The following is a 19,799-nucleotide window of genomic DNA, read 5'->3' as shown; positions in this document are numbered from 1 at the left end:
CGGTCGTAACCTTGGTTGTGGGAGCTAGCAAACCTGGCCTGCGTGGGATCTATCGCCCGCGCGGCGCGCCGAACATCCGCGACAGCAGCCAGATCGGGATCACGATCACGGCACCGAGCAGGAAGTAGCGCCACAATCCGTTGATGGCGTCGAAGCCGAGATCCCAGATCCGCTGGAACAACAGCCGGATGCTGTTGACGATATTCCAGGGATCGAAGCCGACCGCCGCCAGCACCACGCCGACCAGAATGGACAGCAGGATCAGCCGAAACGCCACCGTTAGCGGCGAGCCTCCGAGAAAGCGGGAGAGGCCGTCATTGGCCGCCGGCAATTCCCTGGTATCGTTTGGCATCGGTGGTCTCCCGCGCGGATGTGCCGCCTATTCTAGTACAGAGCAGGGCAGATGGGGAACCCGCCTGTTGGCGTCAATGGCCGGCGGCTGTCGGGGTATTCGATTTGATGATCCGCTCCAGCGTTTCCAGCCGGTCGGCCTCGCGCGGCGGCTTGTCCCAGCGCAGCCGGCTGATGCGCGGAAACCGCATCGCCACGCCGGATTTGTGCCGCGGCGAGCGTTGCAGGCCCTCGAAAGCGACTTCCAGCACCAGTCCCTGATCCGGTTCATGCACCACGTGCCGCACGGGTCCGAATTTCTCGGTGGTGTTGCGGCGCACGAAGCGGTCGATCTGCAGCAGTTCTTCGTCGGTGAAGCCGAAATAGGCCTTGCCGACCGGCACCAATTGCTCGCCGTCCTCGCCTGAGGTCCAGACCCCGAAGGTGTAGTCCGAATAATACGATGAACGCTTGCCGTGGCCGCGCTGCGCATACATCAGCACCGCGTCGATCAAATGCGGGTCGCGCTTCCACTTCCACCATTGGCCCTTGGGGCGTCCCGGCAGATAAAGCGCGTCGCGGCGCTTGAGCATCACGCCTTCGACCGCCTCGGCATCTTCGCCGGCACCGGCACTGGCGGGATCGGCCCGCGCCGACGTCAATGCGTCCCAGCTGTCGAAGGCGATCGTCGGCGACAGGTCAATTCGCGCATCGTCCAGCTTGCTGATGAACGCCTCAAGCCGCTTGCGGCGCTCGACAAACGGCAGCGCGCGCAAATCGGTCTCGCCCTCACCGAGCAGATCATAGGCCCGCAAATGGATCGGATAGTCCTTGATCAGTTTCGGCGAGACGATCTTGCGGTTGAGGCGTTGCTGCAGGACGTTGAAATTCTGCACCCGGCCGTCGCGCACCACCAGCAGTTCGCCATCGATGGCGCCGGGCAGACGCAATGACGGCAGCAGGTCCGGAAAACTTTTGGTGATGTCCTCGCCGCTGCGCGAATAGAGCCGCGCCAGCACATGGCCGCGCCCGTCATGGCCGCTGACCGCCTGGACGCGGATGCCGTCCCATTTCCATTCCGCGATGAACGCCGCCGCATCGAGATGCGCGAAATCGCCATCCTCGATCGCATGCGCCAGCATCACCGGCCGGAACGGGGCGGGATCGAGATTGACAGGTTTTTCCGCGCGGCCTTCCAGCCACGCGAACAGATCGAGATAGGGCGGCGTGAGCCCCGGCCATATCAATTCAATATCGTGCGGGTCCTTGCCGCCGAGTTCGGCTGCGGCGGTTTTCGCCAGCCGTGCCGAGATTCCAATGCGCATCGCGCCGGTGACGAGTTTCAGCAGCGCCCAGCGGCCGGTCTCGTCCAGTTCGTCGAGCCAGCGTGTAAGTTGTTTCGGCAGCTCGGTCTTGCCGAGCGTGCGCAGCGTGGTGACGACGTCGGTCAGGGTCGGAGGTGGGGGATTGTTGTGGAGATGGTGGTGGCCGTCTTGGGCATTGTGCTCGCTGCACCCCCCTCCCTGACCCTCCCCCGCAAGGGGGGAGGGAACCGATAGAGTCGTGGCCGCGCTCTTCAGAGAAATTGTCGTTGCGGGTGCTTTTGATTTTCGGCGAGGCGGCCTCCCAGCATTCCGCTCGGCTCCCTCCCCCCTTGCGGGGGAGGGTTGGGGAGGGGGGTGGCCCAGCAAAGACTCTCCGTGGCCAACCTCCGCGTTCGGCCACATAAGCGCGACCGTTTCCGAGAGATCGCCGACGTAATCATAGGACAGCGCGAACAGCACCGGATCGGTACGCTCGGCGATGAGGTCGCGGATCAGCCCGGGCTTGGCGTGCTTGAACGACAGCGCGCCGGTGAGGGCCGCGAGCGCATAGCCGCGATCGGGATCTTCGACCTCGCGGAAATAGCGCGTGATCAGCCGCAGCTTGTTGTTGCGGCCGGGCTCATAGGCCAGACGATCCAGCAGTTCGGCAAAACGGTTCATGCCTCGGCGTCCTCGCCGGCAGTGACACCTTCGCCTTCATCCTCATCGCCGTAGCCGACGAGATCGAGCGGCCGCGCAATCAGACCCTTTGAGGTGCACCAATGCACCAGCGCGTCCTCCTGGCCATGGGTGACCCAGATTTCGCCAGCACCAGTCGCCTCGATGGTCGCGGTCAGGCCGTCCCAGTCGGCGTGATCCGAAATCACCAGCGGCAATTCGACGCCGCCCTGGCGCGCGCGGGCGCGCACCCGCATCCAGCCCGAGGCAAACGCGGTGACCGGATCGGGGAATCGTCTGGTCCAGATATCGGAGGTGGCCGAAGGCGGCGCCAGCGTGATGGTGCCGGCGAGATCGGCCTTCCTCGTGCCCTTGACCGCGCGCAGTTCGCCCAGCGCCACGCCGCGGCTCTCGTAATAGCGCGTGATCTTTTCCATCGCGCCGTGCAGATAGATCGGCGCGTCGTAGCCGGCCTTGCGAAGCAGCGCGATCACGCGCTGCGCCTTGCCGAGTGAATAGGCGCCGACCAGATGCGCCCGTTCCGGAAACAGCGCGACCGAGGCCAAGAGCTTCCTGATCTGGTCGTCGGCGGGACCATGACGAAATACCGGCAGGGCGAAGGTGGCCTCGGTGATGAAGACATCGCAGGGCACCACCTCGAATGGCGCGCAGGTCGGATCGGGCGCGTCCTTGTAGTCGCCGGAGGCGACAATGCAGGTATCCGCGCAGGTAACAGCGATCTGCGCCGAGCCCAGCACGTGGCCGGCGGGGTGAAATTTGATTCGGACATCCCCGAGCTTGAGCTCTTCGCCATAGGTGATGGCCTGGGTGCTGCGGGCAAAATTGTCGCCATAGCGCAGCCGCATCATGTCCAGTGTTTCCCGGGTGGCGAGCACCGCGCCGTGGCCGGGCCGGGCGTGGTCGGAATGGCCGTGGGTGATCACGGCGCGCTCGACCGGTCGCACCGGATCGATATGAAAGCCGCCGGGCTTGCAGCACAGTCCGGCGGGGACCGGCATCAGGATGTCTTGCGGGCGCATCCCGGTTATATAGGACGTGATGCACGATTTTTAACCGTCATGCGCGGGCTTGACCCGCGCATCCATCTTCCGGAAAAGCCTTATTGATGGATTGCCGGGTCATAGGCGAGCGAAAGCGACGCCGTCCTTCGGACGGCTATGCCCGGCAATGACAACTGTGGTTCATTTCATGTCCGCGCGCTTGTTCCTGTCCTCTGGCGATCTGATGGCCGACCGCCGGTTCGATTTCGCCCGCGATCTGCAGCTCAAGGGCGATCTCGTCGCCGCCGCCGACCTGCTGCTGCAGGCGACCGAGCTCGCGCCCTCCTTTGCCTCCGCCTGGTTCACCCTGGCCGAAATCCGCCAACGGCTCGGCGAGCGCGAAGCGGCGATATCAGCCTTTCGCAGGGCGCAGGTCGCCGATCCCGACGACCTTCACGGCGCCGGCCTGCGGCTGACGCTGCTCGGGGCCGAGCAACTCTCGGCGATGCCGCCGGCCTATGTGCGCGCGCTGTTCGATCAATATGCGCCAAAGTTCGAGGCCGCTTTGGTCGGCGATCTCGGCTATCGCGGCCCTGCTTTGTTGTTCAAGGCCGTGCTGTCGGCCCGCGCCGCGATCCGCAAGCCTGCCTTCTTCAGGCGCGCGATCGATCTCGGCTGCGGCACCGGGCTCGCCGCGGCCGCGTTCGCCCGCGAGGTCGATCACTTCACCGGGATCGATCTGTCGCCGCGCATGATCGAGCGGGCCCGCTTGACCGGGCTCTATGCGGAGCTCGAAGTCGCCGACATGGCGCAGGGCCTCCGCGGCAAGCCCGACGCCAGTGCCGATCTCATTCTCGCCGCCGATGCGATGGTCTATATTGCCGATCTCGCGCCGGTGCTGCGCGAGGTGAAGCGGGTATTGCTGCCCGGCGGCCTGTTGGCATTCACGGCGGAAACCCATGGCGGTGACGGCGTGGTTCTCGGCGCGGGGTTGCGCTACGCCCATGGCGCGGCCCATGTGCGCGCCGCCATCGACGCCGCCGGCCTGACGCTGTCGCGGCTCGACGAATTGTCGGCGCGCAATGAGGACCACATGCCGGTGCCCGGCCTGGTCGTGGTGACGGAAAAATCCTGAACTTTCCGTGGCACTTCGATGGCAATGGCCCGGTTTTAAGTGCTCGACCGGCGCGGCCGGACCGGCTTAACCTGACGCCGTGAATACCGTCGAACCAGATCATCCTGCGTCTTCGCTGTTGCCCGAAATCTTTCTGCGCTGGTTCGAAAGCCGCGGATGGACACCGCGCGAGCATCAACTGGCGCTGCTGCGGAAAACCCGCGATGACCGCTCAGCATTGCTGATCGCGCCGACCGGCGCCGGCAAGACGCTGGCCGGGTTCTTGCCGACGTTGGTGGAGTTGAGTGCGGTTTCTATGCTCGCTCGATCTGCTCCCCTCCCTCCGCGAAGCGGCGGGGAGGGGTCGGGGGTGGGGGGTGTCTCCGCAAACTCGCTGCCAGAAGAGCGAGTGGAGAGACCCCCCACCCCCGACCCCTCCCCGCCACGCGCTGCGCGCGCGGGGGGAGGGGAGAAGCGGGCAGCGTCTTCACCGCAAAGCAACCGCATTGGCGAGCGAAGCAGCGTCACCTCCACCGGCCGCGGCGTGCAGCGCAGCCGCGGTCTCCACACGCTCTATATCTCGCCGCTGAAGGCGCTCGCGGTCGATATCGCGCGCAATCTGGAAACGCCGATCGCGCAGATGAACCTGCCGATCAAGGTCGAGACCCGCACCGGCGACACGCCGGTGTCGCGGCGGCAGCGGCAGCGGCGCTATCCGCCGGATATCCTGCTCACCACGCCCGAACAGCTGGCGCTGCTGCTGTCGTCCGACGACGCGCCGTTTCTGTTCGGCTCGCTGCGGCGCATCGTGCTCGACGAGTTGCATGCGCTGGTGACCTCCAAGCGCGGCGACCTGTTGTCGCTCGGCCTGGCGCGGCTGTGGCGGCTGGCGCCGCATATCCGCGCGATCGGGCTGTCGGCGACGGTGGCCGAACCGGAATCGCTGGCGCGGTTTCTGGTGCCGCAACGTGACGGCAAGTGCGAAGCCGCCGACATCGTCATCGCCGGGGGCGCGGCCGCGCCTGTGGTCGAGATGCTCGATACCCGTGAAAGATTGCCCTGGGCCGGGCACAGCGCGCGCCACGCGCTGGGCGAGATCTACGACCTGATCAAGCGCAACAAGACTACGCTGGTGTTCGTCAATACCCGCAGCCAGGCCGAGATGCTGTTTCAGGATCTGTGGCGCATGAACGATGACGGCCTCGCGATCGCGCTGCATCATGGCTCGCTTGACGTGGCCCAACGCCGCAAGGTCGAGGACGCGATGGCGGCGGGCAAATTGCGCGGCGTGGTCTGTACGTCTTCGCTCGATCTCGGCGTCGACTGGGGCGATGTCGATCTCGTGATCAATGTCGGCGCCCCCAAGGGCGCCTCGCGGCTGATGCAGCGGATCGGCCGCGCCAATCACCGCATCGACGAAGCCTCGCGCGCGGTGCTGGTGCCGGCCAATCGCTTCGAAGTGCTGGAATGCGCGGTCGCGATCGACGCGGTCAACGAGAATGCCCAGGACACGCCGCCGCTGCGGATCGGCGCGCTCGATGTGCTGGCGCAGCATGTGCTCGGCTGCGCCTGCGGCGAACCGTTTCTGTCCGACCAGCTCTACAGCGAAGTCCTGACCGCGGCGCCCTATTCCGGCCTGACCCGGACCGATTTCGACGACGTGGTCGATTTCGTCGCCACCGGCGGCTATGCGCTGAAAACCTATGAACGCTTCGCGCGCATCAAGCAGGACAAGACCGGCCGCTGGCGCGTCACCAATCCGCGGGTGCGGCAAAGCTATCGCCTCAATGTCGGCACCATCGTCGAGGAGGCGATGCTGAAGGTGCGGCTGGTGCGCTCGCGCGGCGGCGGTTCAGGCTCGACCGGCGCGCTGGGGCGCGGCGGCCGGATGCTCGGCGAGATCGAGGAATATTTCATTGAGGGGCTGGTGGTCGGCGACACCTTTGTGTTTGGCGGTGAAGTCGTGCGCTACGAGCAGCTTTCCGAGGACCAGGTCTACGTCTCGCGCGCCAATGACAAAGACGCCAAAGTGCCGTCCTATATGGGCGGCAAGTTTCCGCTTTCGACTTATCTGGCCGAGCGGGTGCGCAAGCTCCTGGCCGACAAGCGCGCCTGGAGCGCGTTGCCGGACCAGGTGCGTGAATGGCTGTCGCTGCAGGCCCATCTGTCGCGCGTCCCCGGCGTGCGCGAGCTGGTGGTGGAAAGCTTTCCGCGCGCCAACAAGCACTATCTCGTCTGTTATCCCTTTGAGGGCCGGCTGGCGCACCAGACGCTCGGCATGCTCCTGACGCGGCGGCTGGAGCGCGCCCGCGCCCGGCCGCTCGGCTTTGTCGCCAACGAATATGCGCTGGCGATCTGGGGGCTCGGCGACGTCTCCTCGATGATCCGCAAAGGCCAACTCGATCTCGATGCGCTGTTCGATCCCGACATGCTCGGCGACGACCTCGAGGCGTGGCTGGCGGAATCGGCGCTGATGAAGCGCACCTTCCGCACCTGCGCGATCATCTCCGGCCTGATCGCGCGGCGTTTCACCGGCGAGGAGAAAACCCGCCGCCAGGTGCTGTTTTCAACCGACCTGATCTACGACGTGCTGCGCAAGCACCAGCCCGACCATGTCTTGCTGCGCGCCGCGCGGGCCGATGCCGCGACCGGACTGCTCGATCTGCGACGACTCAGTGATATGCTGTTGCGGATCAAGGGGCGAATCACCCACCGGGAACTCGACCGGGTTTCGCCGCTGGCGGTGCCGGTGATGCTGGAAATCGGCCGCGAAGCGGTCTATGGCGAAGCCTCCGACGAGTTGCTGGCGGAAGCCGCCGATGAACTGGTCAAGGAAGCAACTGGATAGAGGCGACTGGATCATCGTGACGGCGCGCGCACAATCCCTGCATGACAGAACATCTGCTGTACGCATCGCGACCATCGCTGTCGCCGATGTGACGCTGGTCGCCGATCTCTCCGGCGCGTTGTTCTGGGAAGACGAGAGCCTGCTGGTGGTCTCCGACCTGCATCTGGAAAAAGGCTCGAGTTTCGCGACCCGCGGCGTGCTGCTGCCGCCCTATGATACCGTGGCCACGCTGAGCCGGCTCGCGGCCGTGATCGCGCGACATGATCCGCGCACCGTGATCGCGCTCGGCGACAGTTTCCATGACCGCGAGGCCCATCACCGGCTGTCGGCGCCGGACCGCGACGCCATCGCGGCCTTGCAGACGCGGCGCGACTGGATCTGGATTTCGGGCAATCACGATCCGGCATTGCCGTCCGATCTCGGCGGGGTCGTCGCCAGCGAAGTCGCGGTCGGCGGTATCGCGTTTCGTCATGAGCCGACCGGCGCATCGGGCGAAATCGCCGGACATCTGCATCCCAAGGCCCGCGTCTCGACGCGCGGCCGCTCATTGGAGCGGCGGTGCTTTGCCTGCGATGGCGAGCGCGCGGTGATGCCGGCGTTCGGCGCCTATACCGGCGGTCTGAGCATCCGCGACGCGGCATTCGCGAAAATCTTCCAGACCCCGGGCTTGATGGCGCATGTGCTCGGCGACCACCGGCTGCACACGATAGCTGCCTCGCGCTGCTCCTGAACGCGCCGACCCCCCTCCACCTTGTCAGTGCCCGCAACCGCGGGCAGACTGGTCCGAACAAAAACGCTTTCGGATGGGGAACGCCACCATGCATTCAGTCACTCGTCGCCAGACCCTGGCCGATCTGCTGCATCGGAGCGCCGCGCGGACACCCGACAAGCTGGCCGTGGTGTGCGGCGACACAGACTGGACCTATGCGGAATTCGACCGCATCAGCGCGCGCGTGGCCGCGGGCCTGGCCGAGCGCGGCGTCATCAAGGGCACGCGTATCGCGGTGCTGGCGCGCAACTCCCACGCCTTTGTGGCGATGCGGTTTGCGCTGGCGCGGCTCGGCGCGGTGCTGGTGCCGATCAATTTCATGCTCAAGCCCGAGGAAGTCGCCTACATTCTGCGCCACGCCGGCGCGACCATGCTGGCCACCGACAGCGGCCTCGCCGCGCTGGCGCGCGCCGCCATCGTGCTCGATACCGCGGTGCGCGATCTGATCTGGTTGCCGTCCGAGCACGCCAGCGAGCGGCAGGCCGACATGATCGGCTTCGACGTCCTCGCCGGCTGCGAAGCGATCGCGCCGGAGCCGGACCTCAGCGGCGTCGATCTGGCCCAGATCGTCTATACCAGCGGCACCGAATCCTCCCCGAAGGGCGCGATGCTGACCCATGACGCCGTGATCTGGCAGTATGTGAGCTGCATCGTCGATGCCGGAATCGCCGAGGACGACCTGACCCTGCATGCGCTGCCGCTGTACCATTGCGCGCAGCTCGACGTGTTCTTCGGCCCGTCGATCTATATCGGCGCCACCAATGTCATCACGGCGTTCCCGACGCCGGACAATCTGCTGCCGCTGATCGAGCGCTATCGCATCAGCTCGTTCTTTGCGCCGCCGACGGTCTGGATCTCGCTGCTGCGCTCGCCGCGCTTCGATTCCACCGATCTCTCGAGCCTGCGCAAGGGCTATTACGGCGCCTCGATCATGCCGGTCGAGGTGCTGCGCGAACTGGCGCAGCGCCTGCCGAAAGTGCGGTTGTGGAATCTATACGGCCAGACCGAGATCGCGCCGCTGGCGACGATGCTCGGTCCCGACGATCAATTGCGAAAACCAGGTTCATGCGGACGCGCCGTCCTCAATGTCGAGACGCGCGTGGTCGATGATCGCATGCGCGACGTGGCGCCGGGCGAGGTTGGCGAGATCGTGCACCGCTCGCCGCATCTGATGATCGGCTATTTCCACGACGACGCCCGCACCGCGGCCGCGTTCGAGGGCGACTGGTTCCACTCCGGCGATCTCGCTGTTATCGACGAAGAGGGCTACATCACGGTGGTCGATCGCAAGAAGGACATGATCAAGACCGGCGGCGAGAATGTCGCCAGCCGCGAAGTGGAGGAGGCGCTTTATAAGTTGCCTCAGGTCTCGGAAGTCGCCGTGATCGGCATTCCGCATCCGCGCTGGGTCGAGGCCGTGGTCGCGGTGATCGTGGTCAAGTCGGGCCACTCGCTGAGCGAGGCGCAAGTGCTGGCGCATGCCCAGGCGATCCTGGCGGGATTCAAGAGCCCGAAGCGGATTGTGTTTGCCGACGCTTTGCCCAAAAATCCGAGCGGAAAGCTGCTGAAGCGGCAGCTGCGCGATGTCCACGCGCAATTGTTTGCGGCCGGCTGATTATCTCGCTTGAGCGTGTCCGGTCGCCTGGGTCGGATCAGCGTCCGTCGGGCGTGCGCACACCAACCCATTTGTCGCGGACCTGCTGATAATGAACGCCCGGATCGTAGGTGGTGGTCGGCAGATGGAGCACCTGCGGCGACAACCGGCCGACGGCGCTCAGCACCGCGTATGACGCGACCACGCGGTCGTGCTCGGCCGTCACCAGCGCGATGCGGGCGTTGACCAGTGCCTGCTGGGCATTGAGCACGTCCAGCGTGGTCCTTTGTCCGACGCTGGCCTCCTGGCGAACGCCGGTCAGCGCGATCTCCGACGCGGTCACCTGCGACTGCGCCGACGCCACCTGCGCCCTGCCCGCCACCAATTGTCCCCACGCCGTCACCGTGTCGGCGCGGCTCTGGTCGCGGGTCTGCTGCAGCACCAGACGCTGCTGGGCGAGGGTTTCCTTGGACTGGCGGATCAGCGAATATTCGGCACCGCCCTGAAATACCGGGACAGCGACCTGCGCGATCGCCGAGGCCCCAAAGGTCCGGAAGGTCGTCAGGGTCTGTTCGTAGGCTTGCTGCGCGGCGGCTACCATGGTCACCGTCGGCAACAGCGCGCCTTCATTGACCTTGACCTGCAGGAAGTTGACGTCGATGCCGAACATCGCCGCCGTCACGTTCGGATTCTGGATCTGGCTGAGATCGACCGCGCCGGGCAGCGTTGGCGGCAACAGGCGATCCACCGGCGAGCCCGGCGCGAGCGCTTCGGGTTCGTTACCGATGATGCGGCGGAAATTCGATCGCGTCGTCACCAGATTGGCTTCGGCGGCCAGCTCTTGGGTCTTGCCGGCGGCAAGCTGGGCTTCGGCCTGCGCCACATCGGTGGGAGTGACGATGCCGACGGTGAAGCGATCGCGGGTGTATTTCAGCGTCGTTTCGAGCACGCGGGTGTTGCTCTTCTGAACCTCGACGATGGCGGCATCGCGCAGATAGTCCATATAGATGGTCGCAGCCGACAGCAGGACGCTCTGTTCGAGCACGCGCAGCGCTTCGCGCGCACCGGAGACCTGGCTCTCCGCAACCCGGGTCTTGTTGGCGGTCTGATTGCCGTTATAGAGCGTCTGCGTGACCGTGATGCCGGCGCTGCGCGGCCCGTCGGTGCCATTATACTCCCTGCGGAGGATGCTGGTCGGCGTGCCGCCCGAGGTATTGTTGAAATCGGTGTACTGATAGCCGGAACTGGCGGTGACGGCAGCCTTGGGCCGATAGCCCGACAGCGCCTGCGCCACGTTCTCATCGGTGGAGCGCACCAGCGCCCGCTGCGCGTTGAGCTGCGGGTTGTTCCGATAGGCGCGCACCAGCGCGGCCTCCATGGTATCGGCCAGGGCAGGCGCCGGCCCCGCAAACGCCATCAGGAGAACCGTAGCTGCAACTCCGTGAAGGCTTCTCGCAGACATTTACGCGCCGTCTTTGTGCACCGATAACGTGCGGTACGCCTAGTTGATAATCCGGGCGGGAGTCCAATTGCCCATTCTTTGTCTTTGGCGAAAGTTCGTCCGCCCCGGTCGAGCTTTCAGCAGGATCCCCGTGAGGACGCTAGCCTCGCGCCCTGTCCAAATCAACCGTGCCGTTGGCGACACGGGATAACACCCGGTATTCAGTTCGTGACGGCAGATAGCGTTGCAAAAGTCGAAATTCGAACGACCCCGAAAATCCCGCGAAAGTCGATTTTTCGGACGTTTCTAGCACTTCAAGGCTCTGTCGGACCGATACCAGGATCCGTGGCCGTTGTTGAGTGAAACGACGCGGAACGCAAGAGCGTCCCGGAAAAATAATACAATGGAGGTTTCGTTACGGCTGCGACTGAGCGCATCGGGGCGGGTCGCGCCTACTTCGGCACAGACTTCAGCAGCGCGCGGATCTTGTTCGCATCCGCTGATGTTGCCGGATTGTAGATCACCATGTTGAGGTCGGGCCGGCCATCGACGGCGAAAGCCGAAAATTCCATCGAGAGCGGTCCGGCGATGGGATGATGCAGGACTTTCACGCCGTCGCCATGGTGCCCCTGCACATCGTTGTCACGCCACATCGCCGCGAATTCGGGGCTTGTCGCGCAGAGCTCATCGACCAGCGATTGCACATTGCGCGCCGCACCGGCGCGCGCCACATCCGCGCGGAAGGACGCCACCACATAGCGCGCAACACTTTGCCAGTTGGGCTGCGCGGCGCGTACGCGGCTGTCACGGAACATCATGCGCAGAACATTGCGCTGCCCATCCGGCAGTGTGCTGTAGTCGGTGAGGACCGCCGCGGCGGCGCTGTTCCACGCGATCACATCCCATGTCGCCGTGCGAATAAAAGCGGGGCTGTATTGCAGCGTGTCGAGCACGCGTTGCAGACGGGGTGAGATACCTTCGGGCGCGTGATAGCGGACTTCGGGTGGCCGGCCCAGACCGAGCAGAAACAGATGTTCGCGCTCCACGTCGGTCAGCAGCATGGCGCGGGCGATGCGATCCAGCACATCGGCGGAGGGCGCACCGCCGCGCCCCTGCTCCAACCAAGTGTACCAGGTGGCGCTCACATTCGCGCGCTGCGCCACTTCTTCGCGCCGAAGTCCCGGCGTTCGCCGCCGCTTCAGCGGAAAGCCGAATGCCGTAGGATCGAGCTTGGCGCGGCGATCCCTGAGATAGGTCCCAAGCGAGTTCGCGTCCGTCATCCTGTTAACGATTATACCGGTATGATCTCACTACTTTACCCGAATGAGCAACCTAGCATATCCCGACGTTCTGAACAGGGAGTGTTTCTCATGCGCGTATTCGTCACCGGCGCCGCCGGCTTTATCGGCACCGAAACTACAAAAGAACTGATCGCAAACGGGCATCAGGTCATCGGCCTCGCGCGCTCCGAAGAGAACGTCGGGACGCTCGAGAAACTGGGCGCCGAAGTTCATCGCGGCTCGCTGCAGGACCTCGAAAGCCTGAAGCGCGGCGCAAGGGATTCAGACGGCGTGATCCATCTGGCCTTCATCCATGATTTCTCGAAATTCGCGGAGAACGGCGCGATCGACAAGACCGCCATCGAAGCCATGGGCGATGTGCTGGCAGGCACGAACAAGCCTTTCATCGTCACCTCGGGAACGGGCCTGATCGCGCCAGGTGTGGTGATCACCGAGGATATGCGGCGTGATTCCAGCCCGCATGTTCCGCGCGTGTCCGAGCAGGCCGGTTTGGCCTATGCGTCGCGCGGCGTGCGCGCGATGGCGATACGCCTGCCGCAAGTGCATGGCGCCGACGGAAAAGCCGGGTTGATCACTTATCTGCTCGAGCTCGCGCGTCAAAAAGGCGCCGCCGCCTATGTCGGCGAAGGCGCCGAACGCTGGGCCGCGGCGCACAGGCTGGACGTCGCCCGGCTATACCGGCTTGCGTTGGAAAAGGGCGCGGGTGACGGGATCTACCATGCCGTTGGCGAGGAAGGCGTACCCATGCGCCAGGTCATCGAAGTGATCGGCCGCGCGTTGAACGTGCCGGTCGTTTCGATCAAGAAAGAAGAGGCGGGCGATTATTACGGGCCACTGGCGGTGTTCGCCGGTTTGGACATGCCGGCCTCCAGCGCTTTGACGCAGCAGCGGTTGGGCTGGACGCCCACGGGAAATGGCTTGATCGCCGACATCGGCCAGCCGGGTTACTTCAAGGTTTGAGCCCCAGCCCGAGAGGTTGTCACACACAACCTCGAATGCCGCGCGGCGGGCCGCCGCTGACGTTGACCCGGGCGAGACATGGAAGCGCCAATGCGGATGTCACCCATTCCGCAGCTTTGCCACCGTCGCGGCGCCATCAATTCTGATGGCTGGAGAAGTCCATCGGCAACACGTTCACAATTCGGATCGGTTGGCTGAAAACCTGTTCGGCCGCGGCGGCCAAATCGTCGGAATAGCTGGCTTCGATTTTTGCGGCGCAGTCCTCGTTTGACACGAACACGTACAGAATACCGTCATCAATGCGTTCCACCCGCATCCCGAGGCAAAGCCTGTCAAATTCACCCGGGCCGATCAGGGTGTTCAGCATGGCCTTGATCGCAAGCTGCTGGTTCGGTGTGGGATGCATGTTGGCCTCCTGATGAGGCCAATCTATGCCGGTCGAATCCATGTGGATGTGATCCGTTTCACACACCCGGCGTATCTCGATCTATATCTCGCCTTGCCGCCAGTCGCAGGGCGATCGTCGGTCGACCTTGATCAGCCGCGGCGGCTGGAGGCCCCGGTCCATCCACTCTGGCCTGGCGCGAGGACGACGACGGTCGCGCCTTGCTTCACGCGATCGAAGAGATCGATGACATCCTCGTTGGTCATGCGGATGCAGCCGGACGATATCGCCTGGCCGATATATTCCGGCTGATTGGTGCCGTGGATGCGATACAGGGTGTCCTTGTTGCCCTCGTAGAGGTAGAGCGCCCGCGCGCCCAGCGGATTGGCCGGTCCTCCTGCGATGCGTGGCGGGTAAGGGCCAAGACGCGCCTGAATCTCCGGCGTCGGGATCCAGTCAGGCCATTCGGCCATCCGGCCGACCTTGGCGACGCCGGAAAAGGCCAGCGCTTCCTCTCCCACCGCCACGCCGTAGCGGATCGCCTTGCCGTCCGGCAGGACGTAATAAAGATAACGCGCGTCGGTATCGACCAGGATCGTTCCCGCCGGCTCCTTGTACGGGTACTCGACGATATGCCGGCGGTATTGATCCGGAATGCTCGCCTGTGCGTAAGGCGCCTGCGCCAGCAACTGCCGGTCCCGTGAGGTAAAGCTCGCATCCGACGACGGGGAGAGCGTCGATTGCCCGCAGCCGCCGAGCATCAGCCCGAGCAGCCCCACGAGCAACCATGCGAGCCTGGAACCCGGCACCGCCCGCCCTCCAAAGCCTGACGTCACGTTAGGTTGACCGCCGCGATGCTGGCTTCTCATTCGCAAGCCTTTCGCTTCCCAAGCCTTCCGCTTCCCAAGCCTTCCGCTTCCCAAGCCTTCCGCTTCTCAAGCCTTCCGCTTCTCAAGCCTTCTCATTCAGCTTTGGAACGACGACGAGGCGCTTGATCGCACCGTCCGAGTATGCCTTCAGAAACTTCTCATAATTCCTGATCGATACGCAGCCGTTTGAATCGCCGTTGGGACCGAGCATGTAACTATGCACCAGCAATCCGGACCGCCCCAGCGTGTCGTTATCACCGACGGAGATCATGCGGAGCGCCTGGACACCGTGAAACAGTGTCTCGCGCGGTTTCAGGTCATAAACATTCGGCGGCGTCGCACCGACATTCTGTTCGTTCACATGGGCCGGATCGTCCATCAAACTGCCATAGCCGGAATGCGCTTCGAGCTTCGAGCCATCCGGCATGTAAACGGCATGCGCCGAGATGTCATAGACCGCGGTAACGTCGTCATAGCCAAGCGACGCGAGGTCCGGCTTCCTGGCGAAGATGCCGCCATCGGGCGCGAGCGAGGCCAGGGTCACGCGCCCCGGTAACAGGTCGGAAAACTTCTGCAGCAAGCTGCGATTGTCAGCGCGCACAATGGGAGCGTCGTTCCTTGGTTCCGCGTTCGCCTCAACCGGGCGAGACCTTGGAAGGGGCACGCCGGAAAGCGGCGTGATGGGAAGCGGCGCGCCAGGAAGCGAAACGGCTGCGACGCCCGGCGGCTTTGGATCCTCGATAACTTGTTTTGGTTCCTCGACCAGAGCCAGCCGCAAATCCTGAGACTGCAATTTCTGGGCGAGACGATCCTTGGCCTGTCTGATTTTGATATCGAGTTCCGAAGACCACGATCGAACCAGCGACCGCGAGGAGTTATCGGCGGCAGGCCTGGACGCCGAACGCGGCGCGAACCGGTCATCAAACGACGGCGTATTGGGATCGTTCGCAGCAGCGGCGCCGGAGACCCGCGCAACCGGATCGGCACCCTCAGTCCACAGGGCCACCGCCGTTGCCAGCGCGAATGCACCCACGCCCATTGCAACGGCGCCGGACAACGAAAAGCCGCGCGCCGCCGACGAGACCTTGTCAGCTCTCCGTGTGACGTAGGCCATCCATTCCCCCGGGGTTCGACGCCTTGAACCACCTGCTTCCCAACAAGGACTCGCCAGGAAACGCCGCATCATGCGAGCCAAAGTACGGCATAATCGAGACAAACGACAGCAGCCGGGCATCCTTTACCGGCATCGAGGCGTCGAAATCTTAACTCAAATAGCGTCGAACCGGCAACTGCCGACGTCCGCCCCCCGGCAGGTTAACGTCATTTCGCGGCGCCGCATCATTGGGGCCGCCATCGCTGTCCCGGCGGCCATCGGGCAAAGCTGCGGCGATCCCTGCAACAAAACCCCGGCTGGGCGTCAGTTGCCGCTGTCGCACACCTTCTCTTGTTCCAGCATTCGCTCGGCGTTTTCTGTCAAATGATCGATATGTGAAAGCAGTTGAGATATCGCCGGCGCGCTGAAGCCATCAAGCAGTTTTTCGGTACGCTCAACGGCGCCCTGCAACAAGATGTCATGAGCCTCCTTGCCGCTGCGGGTCAGCCCCACCAGGACTTCCCGATTGTCGTTCGGGTTGGCGTGACGGCTGACAAGTTTGCGCCTGACCAGCCCGGCGAGCGCGCGGCTGATCTGGCCCTTGTCCATGCCGACCGCGCCCGCCAGCTGAACCACGCTCATCGGCGGATGATGGCCCAGCGAGGCCACCAGACCGAACTCCACCGAAGACAGGTTGGCCGTGCGCCGATAGCGCAGGATCGCGCCGCGCTTGAGCAGATTGGCCAGCACCATCAGCCGGGACGAAACCATGCCGGTCACCGGCGCGAGCTGATGTGAGTCCGGGACGATCGCTGCGGGCTGCGGTTTATGCATGCGTGCCATCGTACTGGTCTGCCAAGAAACCGCGAGAATGCCAAGTCTCGAGAAATACCCAAGTCTCGAGAATACCAAGTCTCGAGAATACCAAGTCTTGAGAATGCCAAAGTCTCTCATTGCCAACTCTCTCAGTGCGAGTCTTTCGGGGGTCATGTCGTCATTCGCGAGATCGTTGACAATGTCATCGATCTGCGATTTGCTCGTGACAATGGTTCGGGCGCCGGGGCGCCACAGAGCCGCGATCAGGAGGCACGCCATGAACATCACCGCGCGCGGAGTAGACCCTGAAACCGCGTACGACATGAAGCCGGCGAGCCATAAATCCGAATTGACCGACGTCGGCCGCGGCAAACCGATGGGGGAATTGCTGCGTCGGTTCTGGCATCCCATCGGTCTAAAGGCGGATGCCGGGGATACGCCGCGCAAGGTCCGCGCTCTGGGCGAGGATTTGATCTTGTTCCGCGACAAACAGGGACGCCCGGGGCTGCTCCATGCCCGCTGCTGCCACCGCGGCACCACGCTGTATTACGGCAAGGTTGAGGAAGACGGCCTGCGCTGTTGTTACCACGGCTGGAAATTCGATACCGAAGGACACTGTCTCGAACAGCCGTGCGAGCCTGAGGGCGGCAGCTTCAAGGACAAGGTCCGGCAGCCCTGGTATCCGGTCGAGGAACGCTACGGCCTGATCTTTGCCTATATGGGCCCGCCGGAGAAAAAGCCGGTGCTGCCGCGCTATGAATGTCTTGAGCGAATGGACGAGGGCGAATTCGTCGAGGCCGACGACTCCTCGATCGGTGGCGGTGGTCCCGCGATCATCCCCTGCAACTGGCTGCAGCACTTCGAGAACGTCGCCGATCCGTTCCATGTGCCGGTGCTGCACGGATCCTTCAGCGGCGCCCAGTTCACCACCATGATGGCATCGATTCCGGAGGTGAAATTCGAAGCCACCGCGGATTCGGTGGTGATCCGCTCGATCCGTCCGCAGCCCGATGGCAAGGTCTTCTACCGCGTCACCCAGGCGGTGTTCCCGACATTGCGCGTGGTGCCCAATCCGCGCGTCGCGCAATTCGCGCGCGTGGAATCGATCGGCTGGGTGCTGCCGATCGACGATACGTCATTTCGGATCTACGTCGCCGGCCGCGTCCGGCAGGCCGGCGAGATCGGCCGGATGCGCTCGAAATTCAACGGCAAGTTCTGGTGGGACATGACCGAGGAGGAGCACCAGAAATTTCCCGGCGATTACGAGGCCCAGGTTGGCCAGGGCCCGGTCACAGTTCATTCGGAAGAGCATTTCGGGCAAAGCGACCGCGGCGTGCTGATGGTGCGCCGGATGATGCGCACGCAGCTCGATGCGATGGCCGCCGGCCACGACCCGGTCGGCGTGAATTTCGATCCAAACGCCGCGCCGATCGAGTTCGAGGCCGGCAATTACGTGCGGGAAAGCTGACCAGAGCATGATCCGGAAAAGTGGGAACCGGTTTTCCCAAGAGATCATGCTCCAGCAATCGCCCCGATAATAAAAACAGCGGCGCCATCCAGCACGCGATGTGAACCGGGAGGAATAAAATGGTGGACCTTGCGCCACGATCGGCCGTGCAGGCCGATGTATCCGCACCGCCGTCGCTGCGGCGATACTATGTGCTTGCGCTTCTGACGATCATCTACGCCTTGAACTTTCTCGATCGGACGATCTTCAACGTGCTGATCGAGCCGATCAAGAAGGAGTTCGCGCTCAGCGACACCACCATGGGCCTGATCGCGGGCTTCGGCTTCGTGCTGTTCTACTCGCTGCTGGGTATTCCGATCGCGCGGCTCGCGGACCGGATCAGCCGGCGCAACATCGTTGCCGCGGCCCTGGCGTTCTGGAGCGCGATGACGTTGCTCTGCGGGTTGGCCCAGAGCGTTGCGACACTGACACTGGCGCGCATCGGTGTGGGGATCGGCGAATCCGCCGGCACGCCGGCCTCGCAATCCCTGATCTCCGACCTGTTCGACAAGAATGACCGTCCCCGTGCGCTCGGTATCTACGCCATCGGCACCTATCTCGGTGTCTTCCTCGGCTATTTCATCGGGGGCTGGGTCAATCAGCATTATGGCTGGCGCACGGCATTTTTCACGGCCGGACTGCCCGGCGTCGCACTGGCTGGCGTGCTGTGGCTCACGGTTGCCGAACCCCGGCGCAGCGCGCCGGCGGATCAACAGGTCCGCGATGCATGGCGGCCCACGCTCGGTTTTCTGATCTCCCAGAAAACCTTTCTGATCGTATTGGTCGGATTTTGCCTCACGACCTATACCAATTATGCGACGTCGGCCTGGATTCCGCCGTTCCTCGCCCGCGTGCATCATCTCAGCAGCGTGGAAATCGGGACTTACGCGGGAACCTTCAAGGGCCTGTTCGGCATGGCCGGAACGCTGGCCGGCGGACTGGTGGTGGCCCGGATCGGCCGCCGCGACGATCGCTGGAAATTATGGGCGCCGGCGATGACGTCGGGTCTGGCGGGTCCCGTGTTCGCCGTGTGCCTTTTGACGTCCGATTTCACGACCATGGTGGCGGCATTGGCGCTGACGTCGTTCCTGGTCGGCTTTCACCTCGGCCCGATCTTTGCGATCGCGCAAACCGTCGCCCGGCCCAACATGCGCGCGCTCGCCTCGGCGATCATTCTGCTGACCGCGACCTGCTTCGGGCAGGGGCTTGGACCGCTCGGCGTCGGCATCATCAACGACCTGTTGGCAGGGTCTTCCGGCGCCTACGCGGTGCGGTACTCCTTGCTGTCAGCCTCACTGACCACGATGCTTGGCGCGCTGTTCTTCCTCTGGGCCGCCAAAACCATTCGAGCGGACATCGTGCGGGCGGCGGGCTGACGAACTTCAGGATCGTGCTGATTTGCCTGACGGGCAAATCAATGAGCGAGCCCGGTGATTTTCTGTCCAGCCATGGCCGCAAAAATATTTCCCTTCGCGCCAGACCCAAATCACTTCTTAATCCGCAGCCGTCCCGTCCCGACAGAGGGGCGTTTCGCGATCGTCACGAACGCGGGGCGGGATGCGGTGGACGTGGCGGCGCCTTTGACGAACGGCGCTCAAGCGGACGGCGAAGTCGTGTGGTCCTGACGCCCCGACGCTGGCGTCAAGTTTCGCGGAGCGATCCGCGAGGCGACGGTGACAACAAAGCCCGGTCACCGGGGAGAGCGCGAAGGAAACCGTTAAAACCATTGCGTGCGGGAATGCCGGGTGAATCCGGTGGCTCGCTGTGAATACTCGTGTGCATACTCACT

The 19,799-nt window shown here is 64.1% G+C and carries 16 protein-coding genes; 7 read left to right on the top strand and 9 right to left on the bottom strand.

What is annotated here, in order from left to right; translation table 11 throughout:
- Positions 1-49 precede the first annotated feature (49 nt).
- The 3 genes from ABR948_RS08080 to ABR948_RS08070 form a co-directional block, all read right to left on the bottom strand.
- Entirely contained in the window at positions 50-352 is a 303-nt protein-coding gene (locus tag ABR948_RS08080) for a DUF6460 domain-containing protein (protein WP_428115575.1), read from the bottom strand.
- Positions 353-425: 73 nt separating this feature from the next.
- On the bottom strand, positions 426-2,315 hold the full coding sequence (locus ABR948_RS08075) for an ATP-dependent DNA ligase (protein WP_428115572.1): 1,890 nt from the start codon (positions 2,313-2,315) through the stop codon (positions 426-428).
- Positions 2,312-3,352, bottom strand: coding sequence for a ligase-associated DNA damage response exonuclease (locus ABR948_RS08070; protein WP_428115569.1), 1,041 nt, complete (start codon positions 3,350-3,352; stop codon positions 2,312-2,314). Before ABR948_RS08070 ends, ABR948_RS08075 begins: the two co-directional genes overlap by 4 nt.
- A gap of 169 nt (positions 3,353-3,521) precedes the next feature.
- Here ABR948_RS08070 and ABR948_RS08065 point away from each other — a divergent pair, with 169 nt between their 5' ends.
- The 4 genes from ABR948_RS08065 to ABR948_RS08050 all read left to right on the top strand — a co-directional run bounded on the left by ABR948_RS08065 (position 3,522) and on the right by ABR948_RS08050 (position 9,659).
- Positions 3,522-4,448: a class I SAM-dependent DNA methyltransferase gene (locus ABR948_RS08065; RefSeq protein ID WP_428115567.1), complete on the top strand. Its 927-nt coding sequence runs from the start codon at positions 3,522-3,524 to the stop codon at positions 4,446-4,448.
- A 79-nt stretch (positions 4,449-4,527) separates the two neighbouring features.
- Positions 4,528-7,275 (top strand): ligase-associated DNA damage response DEXH box helicase, encoded by a 2,748-nt coding sequence (locus ABR948_RS08060; protein ID WP_428115565.1) that lies wholly within the window; start codon positions 4,528-4,530, stop codon positions 7,273-7,275.
- Positions 7,247-8,005 (top strand): ligase-associated DNA damage response endonuclease PdeM, encoded by a 759-nt coding sequence (pdeM, locus tag ABR948_RS08055; protein ID WP_428115563.1) that lies wholly within the window; start codon positions 7,247-7,249, stop codon positions 8,003-8,005. The genes ABR948_RS08060 and pdeM overlap by 29 nt, the downstream gene beginning before the upstream one ends.
- Before the next feature lie 88 nt (positions 8,006-8,093).
- Positions 8,094-9,659, top strand: a complete 1,566-nt coding sequence (locus ABR948_RS08050; RefSeq protein ID WP_428115560.1) for an acyl-CoA synthetase — start codon at positions 8,094-8,096, stop codon at positions 9,657-9,659.
- Between the two features lie 37 nt (positions 9,660-9,696).
- Here the strand turns inward: ABR948_RS08050 and ABR948_RS08045 are convergent, their stop codons facing one another.
- Together ABR948_RS08045 and ABR948_RS08040 are read right to left on the bottom strand one after the other, a co-directional pair.
- Complete coding sequence (locus ABR948_RS08045) at positions 9,697-11,055, bottom strand: TolC family outer membrane protein (RefSeq protein WP_428115557.1); 1,359 nt, start codon at positions 11,053-11,055, stop codon at positions 9,697-9,699.
- Between the two features lie 476 nt (positions 11,056-11,531).
- Entirely contained in the window at positions 11,532-12,359 is an 828-nt protein-coding gene (locus ABR948_RS08040; RefSeq protein WP_428115554.1) for a helix-turn-helix transcriptional regulator, read from the bottom strand.
- 90 nt (positions 12,360-12,449) lie between these two features.
- On the opposite strand from ABR948_RS08040, the gene ABR948_RS08035 reads away from it, so the two are divergent.
- Positions 12,450-13,340, top strand: a complete 891-nt coding sequence (locus ABR948_RS08035; protein ID WP_428115552.1) for an SDR family oxidoreductase — start codon at positions 12,450-12,452, stop codon at positions 13,338-13,340.
- Between the two features lie 136 nt (positions 13,341-13,476).
- Here ABR948_RS08035 and ABR948_RS08030 read toward each other — a convergent pair whose 3' ends face one another.
- From ABR948_RS08030 to ABR948_RS08015, 4 genes are all read right to left on the bottom strand, one after another.
- Positions 13,477-13,788 (bottom strand): hypothetical protein, encoded by a 312-nt coding sequence (locus ABR948_RS08030; protein WP_428115549.1) that lies wholly within the window; start codon positions 13,786-13,788, stop codon positions 13,477-13,479.
- 89 nt (positions 13,789-13,877) lie between these two features.
- Positions 13,878-14,486, bottom strand: coding sequence for a L,D-transpeptidase (locus ABR948_RS08025; protein WP_428115654.1), 609 nt, complete (start codon positions 14,484-14,486; stop codon positions 13,878-13,880).
- Between the two features lie 190 nt (positions 14,487-14,676).
- A complete protein-coding gene (locus tag ABR948_RS08020; protein WP_428115547.1) occupies positions 14,677-15,708 on the bottom strand; it encodes a DUF2778 domain-containing protein in 1,032 nt (343 codons plus the stop codon).
- 303 nt (positions 15,709-16,011) lie between these two features.
- Complete coding sequence (locus ABR948_RS08015; RefSeq protein ID WP_428115545.1) at positions 16,012-16,782, bottom strand: MarR family winged helix-turn-helix transcriptional regulator; 771 nt, start codon at positions 16,780-16,782, stop codon at positions 16,012-16,014.
- On the opposite strand from ABR948_RS08015, the gene ABR948_RS08010 reads away from it, so the two are divergent.
- Positions 16,781-17,971, top strand: coding sequence for a Rieske 2Fe-2S domain-containing protein (locus tag ABR948_RS08010; protein ID WP_428115542.1), 1,191 nt, complete (start codon positions 16,781-16,783; stop codon positions 17,969-17,971). The two genes, ABR948_RS08015 and ABR948_RS08010, sit on opposite strands and share 2 nt — an antisense overlap.
- A 119-nt stretch (positions 17,972-18,090) precedes the next feature.
- Positions 18,091-19,386, top strand: coding sequence for a spinster family MFS transporter (locus ABR948_RS08005; protein WP_428115540.1), 1,296 nt, complete (start codon positions 18,091-18,093; stop codon positions 19,384-19,386).
- Positions 19,387-19,799: the final 413 nt, after the last annotated feature.

The sequence above is a fragment of the Bradyrhizobium sp. genome, from assembly GCF_050014615.1.
In the GTDB taxonomy this organism is placed as follows: domain Bacteria; phylum Pseudomonadota; class Alphaproteobacteria; order Rhizobiales; family Xanthobacteraceae; genus Bradyrhizobium.
This window is presented reverse-complemented; position numbering and strand designations above follow the sequence as displayed.